The sequence below is a fragment of the Nonlabens xylanidelens genome (genome assembly GCF_002934445.1).
Lineage (GTDB): Bacteria > Bacteroidota > Bacteroidia > Flavobacteriales > Flavobacteriaceae > Nonlabens > Nonlabens xylanidelens.
This window is the reverse complement of the sequence record NZ_PTJE01000001.1, coordinates 28752-49222: the sequence shown is the minus strand read 5'-3', so window position 1 is coordinate 49222 and position 20471 is coordinate 28752. Positions and strand designations below refer to the sequence as shown.

Sequence of the window (20471 nt, the reverse complement as noted above, 5' to 3'; positions counted from 1 at the left end):
TTAAGAAGGTAAAAGTACAAAGTTAAAAGACCATTTATAGTTCTCCGTTCCACTCTGCATGAAATTGATCTAAAAAGCCTTGCATGTAATCATGACGTTTTTGTGCTATTTCTTTACCAGAATCTGTATTCATTAAATCTTTTAAGAGAAGTAATTTTTCATAAAAATGATTGATAGTAGGTGCCGTGCTTTTTTTATACTGTTCCTTAGTCATGTTTAAGTCTGGAGCAATATTGGGGTCATAAATGGCTCTATTTTTAAAACCTCCGTAATTTAAACTACGTGCTATTCCTATCGCACCTAGTGCGTCCAGTCTGTCTGCATCTTGTACTATATCTAGTTCTTTACTAGTAAAATCTTTACTCTGGTGACCACCTTTATAAGATATGTATTTGATTATATTTTCTACATGGACTATGACCTCTTCTGGTAATTCTAGAGATGTAAGAAACTCTCTTGCAACGCGCGGCCCTACGGTTTCATCTCCGTCGTGAAATTTTGAGTCGGCTATGTCGTGTAATAGTGCCCCTAATTCTACAATGCCTTTATCGCAATCTTCATTTTGAGCAATCAACTTTGCATTTCTCCACACACGTTCTATGTGGAACCAGTCATGTCCACCTTCGGCTCCTTGTAATTGTGTTTTTACAAATTCTACCGTACTCTCTATAACTTGTTGCTGTGTCATGAGGTAAAGGTAGCACGCTTTCGCGAAAGCGAGAACAAAACAACCCTTGAAATAAAGAATAGAATTTGTTAACCTAAAGAAGAATACCTAGCTTTACTATATGACAAAAGCAGAAAGAGAAACGCTGGAACGATTAACCGATTTTGACTATGCCTGGTACAAAGAAAATGTTCTACGTCGAGAGCATTTATAATGTGTTTGATATTTCATGACATTTACAATGCCTTACACGTCGAGCGCATTTATAATGCGTTTGATATTTTTATGGCATTTGCAATGCTTGAGGCATTTTTCTTAACTTTCAAACAGATTTGCGCATTGCAAATGCGCTTTTAGTGCACACGCATCAACAGATGCGCGCGACGTGGAAGTAACCTTTATAATTAAGTTTGATTAAATAAATATTATGATAAGAGTAGATATTGAGACTAATGAGCCACTTCTGGACATGATGGCAGAAGTAACACCTTCTGGAGGAGGACGTATTTTTTATAATGGCTTGCCTTTTACTGGAATTATCTATGGATACCATCCAGGTACTCAAATCTTAGATTTTGAATGGGAAGTCTTTGATGGATATGAAGAGGGAAGAAAAGTTGAATATTATTTGAACGGTAATAAAAGAGTTGAGTATTATGTTAGAAATGGAGGGATTTACAAATTTTCGAAAAAATGGGATGAGCAAGGAGTTCTCACATACCATGTAGATTATGATGAAGAAGGTAATAAACTACGTATTGTGAAACACCCTAATCCTGCTTTAGAAGAATGATTTTAGTTGTTGACTTGCATTATAAAGAAGATGACTCTGCAAAAGCGGTTGGGATACTATGTGAATGGGAAGATAAAGAGGCAATAGAAATTATTATTGAGCAATTAGAGAATGTAGAACCTTACGTACCTGGTGAATTTTACAAAAGAGAGCTGCCAGGAATCTTAAAAATAATTGAAAGAGTAGAGTTTGAGAAAATAGAGGCAATAATAGTCGATGGTCATGTATACGTAGATAATGATAAAAATTATGGATTAGGTGGTTATTTATGGGAACAATTAAAAAAGAAAACTCCAGTCATAGGAGTGGCAAAAAGAGGTTTTTATAGTAATAAAGAAACTGTAATAGAGGTGATTAGAGGAAATAGTAAAAATCCTTTATATGTATCAGCTGTAGGTGTTGATAAAGAGATAGCTGCAAGGCAAATACAAATTATGAAAGGAGATTATAGAATCCCAACAATATTGAAAAAAGTAGATTCTTTGACCAAAAGTAGTGATGAGTAGAGTGAATATTATTGATTATAGATTCGCTTTCGCGAAAGTGATATCAAGAAAAAGAATGGAACAATGAGATATAATGATCATTTCAATATTAAAAAGTAGTAGAGTAAAAAAATAAAGAGAACAAAGTAATAAGATTAACGATATGCCCAGTAATAGCACACCTGTTTTAGTAGATAGATTTTATCCTACACTTGCCACAGTGGTAAATGAGGATGAGATCCCACGTCGAGCGCATTTGCAATGCGTTTGATATTTTTATGGCATTTGTAATGCCTTACATTGATTCTTTTAACTTTAAATCAGATTTGCGCATTGCAAATGCGCTTTTAGTACACACGCATCAATAGATGCGGGCGACGGGATATTAGGGATTTTAAAAGAAGGAGAATTTCAAGTAACCTTATACTGTGCTAAATTTATCGTTAGATAAGTGAAGCGATGCTTAATGATGTCCAATGAATTTTTTTGATAGACTGATGAGTTGATCGGCAGGCAGGTAATTAGCATTTCTTATCCAACGATAATAGGTTAATAGCTTATCAAAATTTTTGTTTTTTTGGAATATTTCAAACTCACCAGAATTGTAAGCGGTAAATAACCGATCTAACAATTCGTTTTCTAAAAGTTTAATGATATTATGATGTCTTTTATCATTAGAAATAGTCTTGTAGAGTTTATCGATTTGATGATTTTCACCTTCTATAATTTGAAAAAAGTGCTTGTTTCTTATAATTAAGATTCCAGTAATGTTATTTTTTTTATTGTTACTAGCTATTTTTTTTATTAATTCATTAATAACAGACTTATTGATGTCGTCTGCAAATATGCTTATGTAACAAATACATTTCATAAATTATTTCTTAGGGTAATTTACAACTTTTGAAATAAATGAATGTTTTCAAAATAAAACTTTCAGAAATTATTGAAAGTTTAAAAAGTAGTTGTATATTTGGCGTATGAAATTAGAAGAAGGAAGATCAAAATTTATTCAGGCATGGGGTTCTTTAGGAAGCTCTTGGGGAATATCTAAGTCCATGGCACAAATCCATGCACTATTGCTTTCTTATCCTGAAGGATTAAGTGCAGACGAGATCATGGAGCAAGTACAGTTGAGTAGAGGGAATGTCAATACCAACGTACGTGAATTAATTAACTGGAGACTAGTGCGTAAAGAAACAGTTTTAGGAGAGCGCAAAGAGTTTTTTGTAGCGTTGCACGATGTGCATACTATTTCACAAAACATCATGGAAGAGCGCAAACGCAGGGAACTGGAACCAGTAAGACGACTTTTAAACGAGCTTAAAGCAGCAACTTTAGAAGGGAAAGAAGAAGATGTAAAACACTTTCAATCTTTACTGTCTGACCTAGCTGATTTTGTAAGCCAGATGGAAAATTTAACCAACTTAATGACTAAAATTAATAACAATAACTACATGAAAAAGCTGATCAAAGCGATCTCTTAGCTTTTTTTATTTAAATCAAACTTTCAGTTTTTATTGAAAGTTCTAAAACTATAAATTATGAGACTTTTGTTTAAAATTAATAAGTATGTTTTAATTACTAACCTAGTATTATTTCTAATTCCTCCATTTGGTATGTTATTTATGATGCTTCTTGGACTATTTCAAGTCGTATCTAGTGTCTATTTATTAACTCGTTATAACAAAATCTCTAAAACAGTACGTTGGATGACAATTTCTCATTTACTTCTATCCTTATTTATAGTAACATTCTTTTTTATGTTATTTAATGATATGCTTGAATTTAACCACCATCAAGACATGAATGCTTTTTCAATAGGTATGATATTATCTGGTTTGACAGCTTTTTACTTCATATTCATTTCATACAATAGTAGTGTCGGTCGTAAACAAATTTTTCTTACTCAAGGTTAGATAATAGAACCAAAAATTCTTTTTCAATTTATCAAAATTTAAAAATATGGAATCAATCAACCTATCAACTCAGTTGGAATCAAATGAAAAGGAAATCACTACCGTAGATTTATACGATGAGGCTACTCAGGATTATGAATTTTGGAGTAAGGATTTTAATATGCATTTTGGTTACTATAGCTTTAATAGCACTTCTTTGTTAAAAAGAGATACCATGCTCAATGAAATGAATAACCAAGTGCTAAAAAGATTACATGTCTTAAAAGGTGACAAAACGATGATCGATTTAGGATGTGGTGTCGGGAACTCCATGCGCTATGCACTTTCTCGCAATTCTGATTTAAAAGCTACCGGTGTAACCTTATCAAAATATCAAGTTGACCTAGGGAATCAACTACTAGAGCCTTATAATACTTCAATTGAATTACAAAACTATAATAACACCTCTTTTGATTCTAATAGTTTTGATGCGGCTCTCGCGATAGAAAGCTTTTGTCATGGTGGACATTCTATTACTTCATTAAGAGAAGCGCATAGAATTCTTAAACCAGGTGGACGACTTGTTATTGCAGATGCATTTTTAAAGAAAAATCATCAACAATTATGCTCAGGTGGGCGATTTGCATACAATAAACTATGTAATCACTGGGATTTAGATCAATTAGAAAACATCAATAATTATAAATTCAATCTTGAAAAAGTAGGTTTTAAGAATGTAAAAGTAGAAGATGTATCTTTTAGAGTAGCACCATCAGTACTACACGTGCCATTTGCTATTGCTGGTTTTGTAATTAAAGAGTTATTCAACAAAAGAACATTTAAAAAAGAAAGTTTACATAACCTAAAAGGTTCTTTCTATGCACTTTTATCTGGCTTACATATGAAAAGCTTTGGATATTACTTGATTACGGCTACTAAAGGGTAATTCAGCTCAATTTAAATTAACTACAATGATCTCAAACCACAAATTACTCATCGATAAAAACTGTCCTATGTGTGTGGTGTACGGCAATACATTTACTAAACTGGGCATGGTAGACAGCGATACTATAAGTCCTTATCAATTAGTAGGTCAGGATCTTACCGCAACCATCGATATGCATCGTGCACAAAATGAAGTAGCGCTGCACGATACAGTTACGGGCACAACCATCTATGGACTGGATTCTATGATTGAGCTTTTCTCGCAAGAGAAAAGCTGGATCAAGAAACCTTTGAAGTTTCCTTTCATCTACTTTCCACTAAAACAGTTGTATAAATTCATTACCTACAATAGAAAAGTCATTGCTGGAAATAAAAGGAGCCCTGTAGAAGATAGAATCTGCGAGCCAGACTTTAACTAATTCTACCGTACATTATTCATCTTTTTTACGGCGATATTTACTGGATTAGTGCTCAACTCTTATACGTATCAAATTACTGATTATTTCGGATTTCAAACTCCTTGGTATGTAGAATATATGATCTGTTTTGGTCAGGTAGTATGGCAAGGTGTGATGATTACCTTATGGTCACGCAAAAACAGTTGGGATTATTTAGGTAACATGAGTGCCGTGTCTACATTAGGTGGAATTTTATTGTTGCCCATATTACTACTACAGCAATTTATAGAATTGCACCCATTCCTTTATATAGGTTACTTTATGCTCGTAGTAGGAGTGATGTTATTGGAACATATAAGGCGTTGTGGTAATATGAAATTGGGTTATTTACCTACCGTTTCTTGGTTATCTTTCCGCTGTGTAGTATTAATTATCATTCTTACATTGTTTAATTAAAAAACTATTCTTGTTCCCTTTCCTCTGGAAAGGGCTAGAGATAGGCTCTATTCTTATGAAAAAAATAGTTATCGCTGGTGGAACCGGTTTTTTAGGAATGGCTCTCAAGAATTATTTTGAGGAGAAAGGGTTTGTTGTAGTTACGCTTTCGCGAAAGCGAGACCCAAAAACAACTTACTGGAACGGTAAAGATCTAGGAGAGTGGACCGAGCATCTAGAAGGTGCTACCGCGTTAATAAATCTAGCAGGAAAATCGGTGGACTGTCGTTATACCGATAAAAATAAAGCGGCGATTTTAAGTTCTCGTATAGACAGTACACGAGTATTAAATCTAGCAATGGAACAAGCGGTAGATAAGCCAAAAGTATTTATAAATTCTAGTACAGCGACCATTTATGTACATTCTGAAACGACTATTAATACAGAAGAAACTGGTGTGATAGGAGATGATTTCTCGATGAACATTGCCAAATCATGGGAGAAGGAATTCTACTCAACCACCATAGAAAATGTGCGTAAAATAGCCATACGTAGTTCTATAGTCATGGGTAAAGATGGTGGTGCTTTTCCTAAGTTGAAAACCATTACTAGATTAGGAATGGGTGGCAAACAAGGAAATGGAAACCAATTTATAAGCTGGATTCATATTAATGATTTTTGTAAAGCAATCGACTTTTTATTCTCATCTCAATTATCAGGATCTGTAAATGTCACTGCGCCACAGCCTAGACCAAATAATGAATTCATGGGTATTTTAAGGAAAGAGTTGTCTGTTCCTTTTGGTATATCACAGTCTAAATGGCTCGTAGAATTGGGCAGCGCGATTATAGGATCAGAATCTGAATTGTTAATGAAAAGTAGGTATGTATATCCGCAACGATTGTTAGATGCTGGTTTTAAGTTTGATTATGAGACTGTAGAGGATTGTTTGAAAGAATTAGTTTCTTAGCACTATAGATTTTACTATGGAATCATGAATAGCTTGTTTCTTTGGGCTACTACTTATAGTTAATAGAGAGATCCAACCTAGAGAATATTTTAGTAAGGTTCTTATAATAACTAGAAAAAAGTTGACTGCTGTTCCTTGATCGTTATCCTTTTCTACTTTAATATTTATATACTGCTGTCCTATGGTTCCTTTAAAAAAGGATATACATATAGGTTCATACAAAAAGAAGAAGGATATAAATAATAGCATCCTTAGTGACGTAGGTACATTTTCAAAATTAGAAAGTAATTCTGAGGTAATAAACATAGTGACTATGAGTAGTATTTGATCAATTGTAAAAGCTTTGATTCTATCGGAAAGGCTGGCATAATTCATATTAGCTCAATTTACTCCTTTTCTTATACTTCACATAAAAATCTTCTATAACTTCAAATTCTGATTTCTTAGAAGGTAACTTCATTTTTTGAATCTTTGAAGTAGGAGTGATCCAAGTTTTTTCTCCATCGATCAATACTTGAATAGGCATTTCAAAACCTTCTACTACATCTACCCAGCGGTAGTGCAGGTTTCTTTTTTTGATAGAATATTCTAATTTAGGAATGCGAGTATCACGCAAGTATTGATTAAAAACAGGATTTAAATCCATTTCCATTTGATCAGAAATATAATTTTCTATTTGTGCGGTGGTTACTGTTTTATGATAGAATTCAAAATTAAGACCACGCAAGATCTGTCTCCATTTTTCGTCATCATTAGTAATCTGTCTCAGAGTATGTAAAAAGTTGGCGCCTTTGTAATACATGTCTCCAGAGCCTTCATTATTAACATCATATTTACCTATCAAAGGTTTGTCATTCATCACCTTGCGGCGTGTGCCTATTACATAGGCTGCGCTCGCTTCTTTACCATAATAATAGTCGACAAACAGGTTTTCTGAATATGAGGTAAAGCTTTCATGAATCCACATGTCTGCTATATCCTTATTTGTAATGTTATTTGCAAACCATTCATGACCAGATTCATGTATGATGATAAAGTCAAATTTCATTCCCCAACCGCTACCAGAAAGATCACTACCTAGATAGCCATTTACATATCTGTTACCATAGGTTACAGAGCTTTGATGTTCCATACCTAGATAAGGCACTTCTACTAGTTTATAGCTATCTGCATAAAATGGGTAGGGCCCGAACCAGTGTTCAAAGGCTTTCATCATTTTAGGAGCGTCCTTGAATTGTTTTTTGGCTTTATCTAGGTTATCACGTAAAACATAGTAATTCATATCCAGCGGGCCAGCCTCTCCTTGATATACTTCAGAGAAGTTTACATAATCACCTATGTTTATATTCACACCATAATTGTTGATAGGATTTCTTACTTCCCATGTGTAGGTAGAACTACCGTCTGGTTTTAATTCTGTACCGGTTAAACGTCCATTAGATACATTCATCAATCCTGCAGGAGCATTTACAGAGATAGTCATGCCATCTACTTCTTGATACATATGATCTTTACATGGCCACCACACACTAGCACCTAGACCTTGATTAGAGGTGGCGATAAAATCTTTTCCATTGCTATCTTTTCTCCAAGAAAAACCACCATCCCATGGCGCATTTCTAGCCTCACGTGGATGCCCTTCAAAGTCTATTTTTATTTGATTCTTAGAACCAGTAGTTTGGTTTTCTTGTAGGGTGATAAAATGAGCATTTCCTTCATGTTTTACTTCTAGTTCTTTACCATTTTGTGTCACCATAGTAATGTACATAGGCTCTTGCAGGTCTATTTGCATAACCTGATATGGTTCTAGCACTTTATAAGTTATGGTATTAGAACCGTAAATGAATTTATCTTCTGGTAGTACAGTTACATCTAGATTATAATAGGTAATATCCCACCAGGCACGTTCTGGAGTAATAGAGCCACGTAAAGAATCTTGTCTTGTAAATTGATCTTTGTCGTGTAGTAATTGCGCTGTACTCAAAGAACTTGCACTGAACAGAATAAATAGAAATACTATAAATGGATACTTGTTAAAACTCATAAAGAAGATGTTGAAATACACTAACTATTAATACTGTTTGCTGTAAGCGGCATGCACGGTTTTTTGTGCTTTTTTATCTTGCGTAGTAAATCTTTTTTCAAGACTACGTCTGCCTTTTACAGGATGGTGTTTCCATAAAAAGCCGCCAGCCATCCAGTTTTCATGCCATACATTATTATATAGACCTTCTAGTAGTATATGTTGTGCTTCTTGATTCACAGCTTTGTCTTCACCAGCATTTGCCCACGGCTCTTTACCTGCATAATCGGCACTTATATAACCGTATTCAGTAAAAAGAATTTGTTTGTTGTATTTATCTGAAACATCTTTAAGTTCTTTTTTCCATTTTTTCCAACTGTTAGTGATGGTATTATGGTCAGGTGTTTTTTCTTCACTCATAGGGAAATAAGCATCTACTCCTATATAGTCTAACTGATCCCAAAAAGAAACATATTTATAACTATCCCAGTTACCAGCATAAGTAAGTTTACCCTTGTAGATTTTACGTATTTCTTTAATTAGTTTTTGCCAGTAATCTGGTCTTGCTTTTACAAAAGAGTCTAATTCAGTACCTATACAAAACATACTTATATTTTCTTGAGCAGCAACCTGGGCAAATCTCATGATGTACGCTGTGTAACTATCTTCTAGAATCTTCCATTCGGCATCGGTCTTTAAATTTATATGACCTGTGTACTGTCCGCGACCTATCCATAATTGAGGTTTTAAAAGAACCTTTAAATCTTGGTTTTTCATGTGCTTAGACGTTACAGAAACACCATGTGATTTTTCACCCCACCAGCCTTCTCTTTCATTAAAAACAACTAGAGGCTCTTCTAGACTTCTCATCCAGGCATATGGGATTACCGCAGCATAATTTGCATGATACTTTTTTAACGGTGTTATAGAAGATTCTTTAACGGTGTCTCGAGTTGCGACAAATGATATACCGTTAATCTTTGTTTTACTAGTGTTTTGAGATAGGCAAGAAAACGTGCTGATCAATAGAAATAAGGGCAAATAAAATTTCATAAATAGAAGTGTTGAGAAGCTACCGTAAAAGAATTAATATATAGTTGTAGCTACAATAATCTTCTTTTTTTTGGTAAAAACAATTTAATTAATACAATTTTAGCTTTGAGTTTGAATATGTAGGAAATATCAATTTTCTTGCCAGCTTGTTTTAAGAGTGTATAAGATTGTTTTTAACTCGCTTTCGCGAAAGCGGAACTTTTAAACATACCCTTGTTATTAAAATGTGATATGTATTACGGATTATTGTGTAAATTAGAAACGTCAATATTTTCTTAATATAATGTTTAGGGAATAATGTACTATGCGAAGTGTGGTATGTGATTATTTCTAATATAAAGAAAATAGTTGATTTGTCATTTTTAATAATCAAGCCATGGAACATATAGTTATAATAGGAAACGGTGTCGCAGGAGTCACGGTAGCAAGGCATATCAGGAAAAATTCTGATAAGCGCATCACAATCATTTCTGGAGAGACAGATTACTTTTTTTCTCGCACAGCATTAATGTATGTCTACATGGGGCATATGAAATTTGAGCATACACAACCGTATGAGAGTTGGTTTTGGAAAAAGAACCGCATCGAGTTAAAAAGCGCTTGGGTAGAAAGTGTTTCTGGTGCAAATAAAAGCATACAATTTAATGACGGTCAGTCTATGAGCTTTGATAAGTTGATTATAGCTACCGGTAGTATTCCTAATAAATTTGGCTGGCCAGGTCAGGATTTAGACGGCGTGCAAGGTATGTATCACAAGCAAGATCTAGAAAAATTAGAAAAAAATGCGCCTAATAATAAGGTGTGTAAACGTGCTGTAATAGTAGGTGGTGGTTTAATAGGAATAGAGATGGCAGAGATGCTACACTCACGTCATATACCGGTTACCTTTTTAGTAAGAGAAAACAGTTTCTGGAACGGTGTTTTACCGGCTGGAGAAAGTGCTCTAGTAAATGAAGAGATTCTTGCAAATGGTATTGATTTACGATTAGAACAAAATCTAGAAGAAATTATAGACGATGGAAACGGGAAGTGTAAAGCAATTAAAATCCAAGAAACAGGTGAAATTATAGAGTGTGATGTAGTTGGTCTAACGGCTGGTGTGTCGCCTAATGTAAGTTTCTTAAAAAATTCTGATATAGAATTAGGTCGTGGTGTCATGGTAAATAGATTGCTCGAGACTAGTGTTAAAGATGTTTATGCCATAGGTGACTGTGCAGAGCAACGCGAGGGAATAGGTAGACGTAGACCTATTGAGGCCGTATGGTATACAGGCCGTATGATGGGTGAGGCGCTAGCACAAACTATATGTGGTAATGCGACAGAGTATAATCCTGGACACTGGTTTAATAGTGCTAAGTTTATGGATGTCGAATATCAAACTTATGGATGGGTAAGTGGTTCTAGAAAACCAGAATTTGAAGATCAATTTCACTGGAGACATCCTGTAGAGAATATATGTGTAACAGTATCATATCATAAAGATACAGACGAGTTTTTAGGTATCAACACCTTTGGTATAAGAATGCGTCACGAGATATTTGATCGCTGGTTAACTGAAAACCGTAAAGTAGATGATGTAATGGCTTATCTTAAAGATGCCAATTTTGATCCTGAATTTTATTCTAAGCATGAAGATGCGATCATCTCACATTATAATCAAGAAAGGGGAAAACAAATTAAACCGGTTAAAAAAAGCTGGAAACGCATTTTTGCTTAATTAAACACAATCTCAAATAATCACAGCTTTATGAAAGCAATACACCATATAGGATTAGTCATTTTTTTAATAGGACTAACCATTTTTACAGGATCTATTTTTGCAGGTTCTTTTGATCTTCAAAAAGAGCAGCTTAACTCATTTCTGGAGTCTAAAGGAATAGCAAATGAGTTTATAATTAAAGAATTAAATGAAGACGTGGTCTCTAAAGGACCTATGGGGATTTTTGAATTCTCCAGCAGTGTGCGAGGTGCATTAGAAAAAAACAATGTGCATTATGATGCGCTTATTGCAAAGTATGATGCCGCAAAGGACTGGGATAATAAAGGGAAACAGTATCAGTATAGAATTAACGAGAAGGATTTCCGTGCGATGAGTTTTTCTCTAGCTAAAAAGTCTGCAATAGGCTTTGTGGTAGAGAACAAAGGCCTAATGTGGTTCCTAACTTTTGGGTTAGGTATTCTAGGTGCGCTTATGTTTATAGCACCGCAATTACAACTATTAGGTAGAAAAGGAATTAAGAATAACGGTATTTATCACAGTGCTGCCACTAGCCGTGGTTGGATAGCATGGTTAGTACTGGTATATCTAGTATTATTTTATATCACACTCTACTTCATGGCAGACTATGTGGTAAACTGGACGTTTATAGTAGATCCTATCAGTTTATTCTTAAGTGGTAATGAGGCGAGCCAGTGGTTTGTTTACGGTTTCCTTTACTGTGTTCTTATGTCTGTAATGGCTGTGAGAATGTATATCAAATACCGTCATAATAAATATCAAGTATTAAGGACGACATCTGTATTGTTTTTTCAGATTGTGCTAGCATTCTTAATTCCTGAAATAATGACCAGCTTGCAAATGCCAGCATATGATTTTAAAAATGCATTTCCGCTAGATTATGATTTCTTCTTCTCATGGAATCTGGATAGTTTACTAGATAGTGGTGCGATAGGTTTATTTATACTAGTATGGGGTATCGTTCTAACAGTAATTATTGTACCGGTTATGGTATACTTCTTTGGTAAAAGATGGTACTGTAGTTGGGTATGTGGATGTGGTGGACTAGCAGAAACACTAGGAGATCCATATAGACAGAATTCTAGTAAGAAATTAATTTCATGGAAACTAGAACGCTGGTTAATTCACTCGGTTTTAGTATTCTCTCTAGTAATGACCATAGTAACACTTTATGCTTATTTTACAGGTGCAAATTCTTTACTAGGTATTCCAGCAGACTGGATTAAAGATGCTTATAGTGTATTGATAGGAGCATGGTTTGCAGGAGTTATCGGTACTGGTTTCTATCCTATTTTTGGTAACCGTGTATGGTGTCGTTTCGGTTGTCCACTAGCTGCTTATTTAGGGCTTGTACAACGTTTTAAATCTCGTTTTAGAATTACTACTAACGGTGGTCAGTGTATCTCATGTGGTAACTGTTCTACCTACTGTGAGCAAGGTATCGATGTAAGAGCTTATGCACAAAAAGGAGAAAACATTGTAAGAGCTAGTTGTGTAGGTTGTGGTGTGTGTAGTGCGGTATGTCCTCGTGGTGTATTGAAACTAGAAAATGGTCCTGAAGATGGACGTATCAATCCTACAGAAGTATTGCTGGGTAATGATGTTGATTTAATGGACTTACTTAATAAAGGAAAATAATAGTTAGTGGTGTGTTCCGCTTTCGCGAAAGCGGAACACATATCCTTTTTCAAATAAAGAAAAAGACTATAATTGATTTGCTTTCAATTTAAAACACCTTATCCAGCCGTGATGGTTAGATAAGGTGTTTTTGCTTTTAATAAAATAGGATTGTTGTTATGGAGCGATAGTGTCCATGATTTGAGAAGCATGCACACGGCTATTTTCAATAAACCATTTATGAGTTTCCAGACCACCACAAATAACACCTGCTAGAAAAAGCCCCTTCACATTAGTCTCCATAGTGATATCATCATAGGTGGGTATTTGTTTTTCTCCGACTAGTTCTACTCCGATAGATTTTAAGAAGCTAAAATCAGGTCGGTAGCCAGTAAGTGCAACTACAAAGTCATTTTCTATTTTAATGATTTTACCTCCGTGATTAATAACAATATTATCTTCTAGTATTTCTTTTACTTCACTGTTGTAATAAGCTTTTATAGAACCTTCTTTAATGCGATTTTCTATATCGGGCTTTACCCAGTATTTAACTCGGTCTCCTATAGAGTCTCCACGTATAATCATAGTTACATGACCTCCTTTTCTATATATTTCTAAAGCAGCATCTACAGCACTATTACTTGCCCCTATAACAGCTACATTTTGAAATGCATATAAGTGTGGGTCGTTATAATAATGAGTTAGTTTAGGGAGTTCTTCTCCCTTTACGTTCATTTTATTAGGTAGGTCATAAAACCCTGTAGAGACGATAATGTTCTTTGCGTGATAAGAACATGTGTCTGTTGTGACTTTAAAGTTTTTAATTTGATCTACAGAAAGTACTTTTTCAAACAAATTAATGTTTAAGCCGTTAGATACAGCAATGCGTCTATAGTATTCTAGAGCTTCTTGCTTACTAGGTTTAGGGTCTTTAGAAATAAATGGAATGTTGTCCAGTTCTAGTTTCTCACTTGTAGAAAAGAACTGCATGTTTGCAGGATAATTATATAGTGAGTTTACTAGTGGTCCTTTTTCTATGACTAGATAAGATAATTTTTTCTTCTTTGCTTCTAGTGCACAATTAATACCTATAGGTCCAGCACCTATGATGATAACGTCAAATAACTTTCCATTTTTCATAAGCTTCAAAGTTAATTTTACTGTAGAATAATGCTCTTAAGAAAAGATTAATGATTGTTAATTATTGCGTTTAAATGGGATATGAGAAATAGAATCCAGCAGAATTGTTGGGGTCAACTTGAGAATTTTATTTTTAATGCATAAAAAAATCGTCTTGAGAATAAGTTAGTTTCTCAAGACGATTTATCTTTTAAAAAAGAAGACACCGTATTATGCGCTTATCTCTACTTTTCTATTTAATATCAAATTAAGGTAAAGGTTTACTTTGTCCTTTAATTCATGTCTAGGACAGATAAAGTCTAAGAAACCTTTTTCAAGAAGAAACTCTGCGGTTTGAAAACCTTCTGGTAATTCTTTTCCTGTAGTATCTCTTACTACACGTGGACCTGCAAAAGCAATTAATGCACCTGGTTCTCCAATGTTAATGTCTCCTAACATAGCAAATGATGCTGTTGTACCACCAGTAGTTGGATCTGTACATAAAGAAACATAAGGAATACCAGCGTCACTTAATTGAGCAAGTTTTGCACTAGTTTTTGCAAGTTGCATTAATGATAATGCAGCTTCCATCATACGGGCACCACCAGATTTTGAAATAATCATGAATGGAATATTGTTCTTAAGAGAGTAGTCTGCAGCGCGAGCAATTTTTTCTCCTACTACACTACCCATAGAACCACCTATGAAGGCAAAATCCATACAGGCTACAACTAGGTCGTTTCCTTTTGATTTACCTACAGCAGTGCGCACAGCGTCTTTAAGACCTGTTTTCTTTTGAGCTGCCTCTACACGGTCTGTGTATTTCTTAGTGTCCTCAAATTTTAATGGATCTTTTGAAACAATGTTAGGGTTCAATTCTTTGAACTCATTGTTGTCAAATAAAATTTCAAAGTATTCATTACTTCCTATTCTTACGTGATAACCATCTTCTGGACTAACGTAAAAATTATTTTTAAGTTGATCTGTGTCTACTACTTTACCAGTAGGTGACTTATACCACAAACCTCTAGGAGTGTCCTTCTTTGCCTCTGTAGGTGTGGTAATACCTTTTTTATCTCTTTTAAACCAAGCCATATTCTAGTTCTAAATTAAGTGTTGAAGTAAGGAATATTACCTAAATCACTTATTGTTTTTAATGTTTCTACCAGTATAATTACAGAATACTTATCGTAAAAAGTAGAAACAGTTATTATAATGTATTGATATTATTTAAATCTTCAAAAGCTTGTTTTAGTCTAGCTTTAAAAGACTCTTCTCCATGACGCAACCATTTACGTGGGTCATAATATTTTTTATTAGGAAGGTCTGCTCCATTAGGGTTTCCTATTTGAGAAAGTAGGAAATCGTTGTTAGCATCCATGTATTTCTTTACACCGTCAGAAAATGCCCATTGAAGATCTGTGTCAATATTCATTTTTACAACACCGTAACCTATAGCTTCTCTTATTTCCTCTAGTGTAGAACCAGAACCACCGTGGAATACAAAATCGATGTGATTATGCTCTACGTTATATTTCTTAGAGATAAATTCTTGAGAATTCTTAAGAATTTTAGGAGTAAGTTTTACATTACCAGGCTTGTATACACCATGAACGTTACCAAATGCTGCGGCGATAGTAAATTTATCGCTCACCTTCATAAGCTCTTCATAAGCATAGGCTACCTCTTCTGGTTGTGTGTATAATTTAGACTCATCTACATCGCTATTATCAACACCATCTTCTTCACCACCGGTAATACCTAATTCTATTTCTAGAGTCATGTCCATTTTAGACATTCTTTCTAGATATCTTTTACATATTTCTATGTTTTCTTCTAGAGGTTCTTCACTCAAGTCTATCATGTGTGAAGAGTATAAACTTTTTCCGCTTTCGCGAAAGCGTGCCTCACTAGCATCTAATAAACCATCTATCCAAGGAAGTAATTTCTTTGCACAGTGGTCGGTATGAAGAATTACACTAGCTCCATATGCTTCAGCTAGTCTGTGAACATGCTCGGCACCTGCAATACCACCTAAAATAGCAGCTCTATGGTTGTCATTATTTAAACCTTTACCAGCATTAAATACACTACCTCCATTAGAGAACTGAATAATTACTGGAGAGTTTAACTCTGCAGCGGTCTCCATCACAGAGTTTACCGTGTTAGATCCTACAACATTAACAGCAGGAAGTGCATATCCATTTGCTTTTGCATGATTAAAAATCTCTTGTACTTGGTCGCCAGTGGCAACACCTGGTTTTATATTGTGACTCATAATTTTTATTCTTGGAATAGCAAAAATAAGCAAAAATAAACGCCTATTTTCAGATTCTAGAACGGATAATTAATACCTACGTTAAGAACAGATTTTGAAATTTTAAATTCTTTAAACCATCTTCTATCTTCTTCTAGTGCAGGGTTGTAGGTTTTAAAGCCCATGTCAAATCTCAACACAAAAAAACCGAAGTCATATCGTAATCCAGCACCTGTACCTAGTGCTAGGTATTCTAGGTCGCTTATATCATTAAAAATGGCGTCAGGATCTTCTTCACTATCTAGAACGTTATAGATGTTACCTATGTCTGCAAATACGGCACCTTTAAAGGCTCCAGAAATAGGGAATCGATATTCTGCATTGAGGGCTATTTTCATATTAGCCTCATTAAAATCATTTAATCCGCCTGTTTTACCTGGTCCTAATTCATAGGCTTGCCACGCTCTATTATCATTAGGTCCACCTGCAAAGAAAGATCTTATGAATGGTATGTTATCAGAATTACCATATGGAATGGCAATACCACCGAAGGCTCTTATGGCAAAAACATGATTGTTTACATATTGCCAGTGTTTAATGTAGTCAATCTCTGTCTTTACATACTGACTGTATTCTACACCAAAAACACGCCTTCTATTGTTTTCATTTTTATCTATTCCAGCAAGACTAGAAATACCAGAAAGTACATTACCGGCGCCTTCTATTCTAAAGTTGAATCTCGAGAAGTCGTCATCATAAATTCCCTCTCTATTGTTACGAGTCCAGCTATAACTGGTAGATACGATCAGGTTATTTTGTGATAACCTGTCTCTACGTTCTCTTACGTTTCTTATTTGTTCTCTTTGATCATCACTTACAGATAGGCTTCCATTTAGGGAATTGTTAATGAAGGCCGTAGTACCATCTGGTATGGTAAGATTACCAGAGTCATTAACATAAATAGGATCGGTAAGGTTAAGGTCGCTAGCTATATCATTAATACTGCTGTAACTACTTTGGTAGACATTAAAAAAGTTACCAGGATCTAGGTTGCGCACATACTGAGCATTGATTAAATCTAATCTAGTACTTTTTATCTCAGTCTGTCTCCAGTTATAAGTAAGTGCTCCATTTAAGCTCTGTTTATCGAGTCCTATATTGGTCTGACTGAAATATCCTAGAGAAAAATTAGTAGATGGTGACATGTACTTAGGTATCAAGTTATCTACATTAAAGGGTAAAAATAATCTAGGGAAACTAAGCTTAGCATCTGCTCCTAATTCTTGTAAGTCAAAAAATCTTGAATCGCCATTAGCAGCATTGGTACTCGCACCTATATTACCTCTAAAAGAAATGTCCAAAAGCTCACTACCTCTAAATAAATTTCTAATTAAAAGAGATGTGTTAAGACCTACACCTATAGCCTGTATATTACTATGTGTTGCTTCTACTCCATAAGTGAATTCAAACTTTTTCTTTGACGTAAGTAACACATTTGCTATAAGATCAGTACCTGTTGAGTCTCTAGGGTCTTCAATATATCTTATGGTAGGATATTGAAAACTTTGTAGCTCTGTGATTCTCCTATATGTTCTATCTCTATCTATGTCTTTATAAAGATCGCCTTTGTGAATAAATATGGCATCTGTTAAGGTAGATTTTTTGTACTTGCGCTCGCCAAAACGTAATATGTTGTAATCTTCATAAGCCAGTGTATCTGCCTCTTTGTTACTTATCGCGTTTTGATAATCTGGTATAATATTAACCTCACTTATTTTATGAATCTTATAAGGAAGACTTATTGTAGAGTCAGCGTCCTGCACTTCTCTATCTTTAATAATAAGAGTGATGTTTGCTTTATTTTTAGTGTTTACCGTATCTCCCTCAAATCTTATATTATCTTTTTCCATATAATAGACTCCATTATTACGGAAATATGTATTCAATCGGTCCTTCTCGGCATTTATATCTGGAGTGTAATATTGCTCACCTTTTTTAAGAATACTTTCAGAATCGACCAGTTGGTATAAAGAGTCAATAACAGGTGTTGCGATTTGAGTATTGAGACTATCGATAAGATAAGGGGTGTGCCTATTTACATAATATTCAATACGAGCCTTTTTATCATCTTTAGAATCTATGATTTTATGATCTACCTCTGTATTGAACCATCCTTGATTCCAGTACCATGCTCTTAATCTTTCTTTTGATTTCTCAATAGCTGTTTTATCAATTAAGCTAGGCGCTTCTCCAGTTCTTTTAAGCCAATTATTAAAATTAACAAGACTTTGACCTAATTCCATGGTTTGCTTTTCTGAAAGTATAGCATTACGTCTTTTTAAGCCTTTAGGATTATCCTGCATCCATTTTAAGTAAATGGAATCTCTATGAGGTCGTGCAAGGTTGTAAATATGGAGCCTTAATGGATAATTAAGAAGTTTTTGATTGGGCTGTAGTGTAGGTAGAGTAAGTACTCTTGGGTCTTTAGGTGACAGACTATCAACTAGAATCGTGTTTTTAGTAAGCAGTTGCTTACCATCAGGTACTCGTTTAATTGCATTGCAAGAAACCAATAAAATAATAAGCAATATAAATAAGCCTATTTTTGCATGAAGTCCCGATTTTCCCATAGTACAATATTCAAAAATACGATTATAAATGATTACCAAAAGTAAGTTAAAGCTTATCAAATCTCTCAGCAGAAAAAAAACTCGAGAAGAGCACCAGCTTTTTATTGTTGAAGGATACAAATCTATAAGAGAACTAGTTAATTCTGGTCTTATTGTAGAAGATATTCTCATAACTTCAGGAAATAATCACTTAGATGGATTAGATCCAGTAACAATTAGTGAAAAAGACATGAATTCTATCTCTAGTTTAAAGACTCCACCAGGTTATCTGGCCGTTTTTAAAATGAATAAGAAGTTAGAATTGCCTCAAGTGGGTAAAGTAATAGCGCTAGATGATATTAAGGACCCAGGTAATTTAGGTACTATTATTAGACTAGCAGACTGGTTTGGGATTTCAGATATCGTGTGCAGTAAAGAAACGGTAGACGTTTATAATTCTAAATGTGTGCAAGCAAGCATGGCTTCTCTTGCTAGAGTACAAGTTCATTATACTGACTTGCATGACTATTTAAAACAGTCTTTGCTACCTATATATCCTACGGCAATGAATGGGGAAAATATTTATACCAGTACATTACCAGAAGAAGGTATTATAGTCATGGGAAATGAGTCTGCTGGTGTAAGTGATGCTATTCTTAAAATAGGAAACTCTATCAGTATACCACAATATGGAAAAGTTCAAGAAACTGAAAGTCTCAATGTAGCCATGGCAACATCTCTTATACTAGGCGAGTGGTTGCGTACTACTGGAATGTAAAGTTGATAAAAATACCTCTAGTCTGCATGCTGTCTATGTTTCCAGTCCACGGACTGTTAGGATCTGCGTCGCGTACTAGTTCGTCTTCTATAGCAAATACACCTCTTATCGATGGTGAAAACTTAAAGTAATATAAGTATAGATCAAATCCTATACCTAGTTCATAGTTAAGAACACTAGACGTCTGTCTAAACTGTCCAGAACTATTGTCATCTGGATTATCAAAATTACTTGATAAGTTATTGGACCATGATGCTCCAGCAACAACAAAGGGTTTCCAGTTATTTAATCTTTTAGTAGAAAACTTAACTAATAATGGTATGTGTATGTACGTAGAAGTAACCTCACGCTCCATTTGAGCAGCAGTAGTAAGTGATGCGTCTGGAAAGGTTAGATTTCTTGTAGCAAACACGATACCTGGTTCCAGTCTTAAGTTAATGTATTCATTAATGCGCATGTCACCTATAAGACCTACATTAAAACCGGCACTAGATTCTGTAACGATCTCTTCGGTAATCTCGTTATAATCAAATTTATAATCATAAGAGTTAAAACCTAAATAGTAACCCCAAGTAAGAAATTGCTTGTCAAAGTTTTCTAGGTTTTTAATTTTTTCTTTTGAAAATAATTGAGCACTAGCGGTTTGAAAACCTAGTGCTAAAATAATGATGACTATAACCTGTCTCATA

Annotated in this window: 21 protein-coding genes; 11 read left to right on the top strand and 10 right to left on the bottom strand. The window is 34.6% G+C overall.

Going from position 1 to position 20471, the window contains the following annotated elements; genetic code table 11:
- Window positions 1–34: 34 nt before the first annotated feature.
- Entirely contained in the window at window positions 35–688 is a 654-nt protein-coding gene (locus tag LY01_RS00240) for an HD domain-containing protein (RefSeq protein ID WP_104513814.1), read from the bottom strand.
- A gap of 406 nt (window positions 689–1094) precedes the next feature.
- On the opposite strand from LY01_RS00240, the gene LY01_RS00235 reads away from it, so the two are divergent.
- Together LY01_RS00235 and LY01_RS00230 are read left to right on the top strand one after the other, a co-directional pair.
- Entirely contained in the window at window positions 1095–1460 is a 366-nt protein-coding gene (locus LY01_RS00235) for a hypothetical protein (RefSeq protein WP_104513813.1), read from the top strand.
- Window positions 1457–1966: an endonuclease V gene (locus LY01_RS00230; protein ID WP_104513812.1), complete on the top strand. Its 510-nt coding sequence runs from the start codon at window positions 1457–1459 to the stop codon at window positions 1964–1966. The genes LY01_RS00235 and LY01_RS00230 overlap by 4 nt, the downstream gene beginning before the upstream one ends.
- A gap of 442 nt (window positions 1967–2408) precedes the next feature.
- Here the strand turns inward: LY01_RS00230 and LY01_RS00225 are convergent, their stop codons facing one another.
- Window positions 2409–2816, bottom strand: a complete 408-nt coding sequence (locus tag LY01_RS00225; protein ID WP_104513811.1) for a BLUF domain-containing protein — start codon at window positions 2814–2816, stop codon at window positions 2409–2411.
- Window positions 2817–2922: 106 nt separating this feature from the next.
- Here LY01_RS00225 and LY01_RS00220 point away from each other — a divergent pair, with 106 nt between their 5' ends.
- From LY01_RS00220 to LY01_RS00200, 6 genes are all read left to right on the top strand, one after another.
- The gene (locus LY01_RS00220; RefSeq protein WP_104513810.1) at window positions 2923–3429 is read left to right on the top strand and encodes a GbsR/MarR family transcriptional regulator; all 507 of its coding nucleotides are present in this window, start codon (window positions 2923–2925) and stop codon (window positions 3427–3429) included.
- A 225-nt stretch (window positions 3430–3654) separates the two neighbouring features.
- Entirely contained in the window at window positions 3655–3861 is a 207-nt protein-coding gene (locus LY01_RS14975; RefSeq protein ID WP_146080348.1) for a hypothetical protein, read from the top strand.
- A 46-nt stretch (window positions 3862–3907) separates the two neighbouring features.
- Window positions 3908–4786, top strand: coding sequence for an SAM-dependent methyltransferase (locus LY01_RS00210; RefSeq protein WP_104513808.1), 879 nt, complete (start codon window positions 3908–3910; stop codon window positions 4784–4786).
- Between the two features lie 25 nt (window positions 4787–4811).
- On the top strand, window positions 4812–5204 hold the full coding sequence (locus LY01_RS15205) for a hypothetical protein (protein WP_211289251.1): 393 nt from the start codon (window positions 4812–4814) through the stop codon (window positions 5202–5204).
- Between the two features lie 48 nt (window positions 5205–5252).
- Complete coding sequence (locus LY01_RS15200) at window positions 5253–5639, top strand: hypothetical protein (RefSeq protein WP_211289250.1); 387 nt, start codon at window positions 5253–5255, stop codon at window positions 5637–5639.
- 10 nt (window positions 5640–5649) lie between these two features.
- Window positions 5650–6588: a TIGR01777 family oxidoreductase gene (locus LY01_RS00200; RefSeq protein WP_104513807.1), complete on the top strand. Its 939-nt coding sequence runs from the start codon at window positions 5650–5652 to the stop codon at window positions 6586–6588.
- Here LY01_RS00200 and LY01_RS00195 read toward each other — a convergent pair.
- From LY01_RS00195 to LY01_RS00185, 3 genes are read right to left on the bottom strand one after another with little or no spacing between them, the layout of a single operon-like run.
- Complete coding sequence (locus LY01_RS00195) at window positions 6577–6963, bottom strand: RDD family protein (RefSeq protein WP_104513806.1); 387 nt, start codon at window positions 6961–6963, stop codon at window positions 6577–6579. The two genes, LY01_RS00200 and LY01_RS00195, sit on opposite strands and share 12 nt — an antisense overlap.
- 1 nt (window position 6964) lies before the next feature.
- Window positions 6965–8632: a M1 family metallopeptidase gene (locus tag LY01_RS00190; protein ID WP_104513805.1), complete on the bottom strand. Its 1668-nt coding sequence runs from the start codon at window positions 8630–8632 to the stop codon at window positions 6965–6967.
- Between the two features lie 27 nt (window positions 8633–8659).
- On the bottom strand, window positions 8660–9664 hold the full coding sequence (locus LY01_RS00185) for a glycoside hydrolase family 113 (protein WP_104513804.1): 1005 nt from the start codon (window positions 9662–9664) through the stop codon (window positions 8660–8662).
- Between the two features lie 376 nt (window positions 9665–10040).
- Here LY01_RS00185 and LY01_RS00180 point away from each other — a divergent pair, with 376 nt between their 5' ends.
- Together LY01_RS00180 and LY01_RS00175 are read left to right on the top strand one after the other, a co-directional pair.
- Window positions 10041–11381: an NAD(P)/FAD-dependent oxidoreductase gene (locus LY01_RS00180; RefSeq protein ID WP_104513803.1), complete on the top strand. Its 1341-nt coding sequence runs from the start codon at window positions 10041–10043 to the stop codon at window positions 11379–11381.
- A gap of 30 nt (window positions 11382–11411) precedes the next feature.
- The gene (locus tag LY01_RS00175) at window positions 11412–13040 is read left to right on the top strand and encodes a 4Fe-4S binding protein (RefSeq protein WP_104513802.1); all 1629 of its coding nucleotides are present in this window, start codon (window positions 11412–11414) and stop codon (window positions 13038–13040) included.
- A 156-nt stretch (window positions 13041–13196) separates the two neighbouring features.
- On the opposite strand, the gene LY01_RS00170 is transcribed toward LY01_RS00175, so the two are convergent.
- The 4 genes from LY01_RS00170 to tamL all read right to left on the bottom strand — a co-directional run bounded on the left by LY01_RS00170 (window position 13197) and on the right by tamL (window position 19025).
- Window positions 13197–14159 carry a YpdA family putative bacillithiol disulfide reductase gene (locus tag LY01_RS00170; RefSeq protein WP_104513801.1) on the bottom strand — a complete coding sequence of 321 codons (963 nt, stop codon included), beginning with the start codon at window positions 14157–14159 and terminating at the stop codon, window positions 13197–13199.
- Window positions 14160–14369: 210 nt separating this feature from the next.
- The gene (gene accD / locus LY01_RS00165; RefSeq protein ID WP_104513800.1) at window positions 14370–15233 is read right to left on the bottom strand and encodes an acetyl-CoA carboxylase, carboxyltransferase subunit beta; all 864 of its coding nucleotides are present in this window, start codon (window positions 15231–15233) and stop codon (window positions 14370–14372) included.
- Window positions 15234–15348: 115 nt separating this feature from the next.
- Window positions 15349–16416: a class II fructose-bisphosphate aldolase gene (fbaA, locus tag LY01_RS00160; protein ID WP_104513799.1), complete on the bottom strand. Its 1068-nt coding sequence runs from the start codon at window positions 16414–16416 to the stop codon at window positions 15349–15351.
- A gap of 56 nt (window positions 16417–16472) precedes the next feature.
- Window positions 16473–19025, bottom strand: coding sequence for a translocation and assembly module lipoprotein TamL (tamL, locus tag LY01_RS00155; protein WP_104513798.1), 2553 nt, complete (start codon window positions 19023–19025; stop codon window positions 16473–16475).
- Window positions 19026–19053: 28 nt separating this feature from the next.
- Between tamL and LY01_RS00150 the strand changes: the two genes are divergently transcribed.
- Window positions 19054–19782, top strand: coding sequence for a TrmH family RNA methyltransferase (locus tag LY01_RS00150; RefSeq protein WP_104513797.1), 729 nt, complete (start codon window positions 19054–19056; stop codon window positions 19780–19782).
- Here LY01_RS00150 and porT read toward each other — a convergent pair.
- Window positions 19769–20470: a type IX secretion/gliding motility protein PorT/SprT gene (gene porT, locus LY01_RS00145; RefSeq protein ID WP_104513796.1), complete on the bottom strand. Its 702-nt coding sequence runs from the start codon at window positions 20468–20470 to the stop codon at window positions 19769–19771. The genes LY01_RS00150 and porT overlap by 14 nt on opposite strands.
- Window position 20471: the final 1 nt, after the last annotated feature.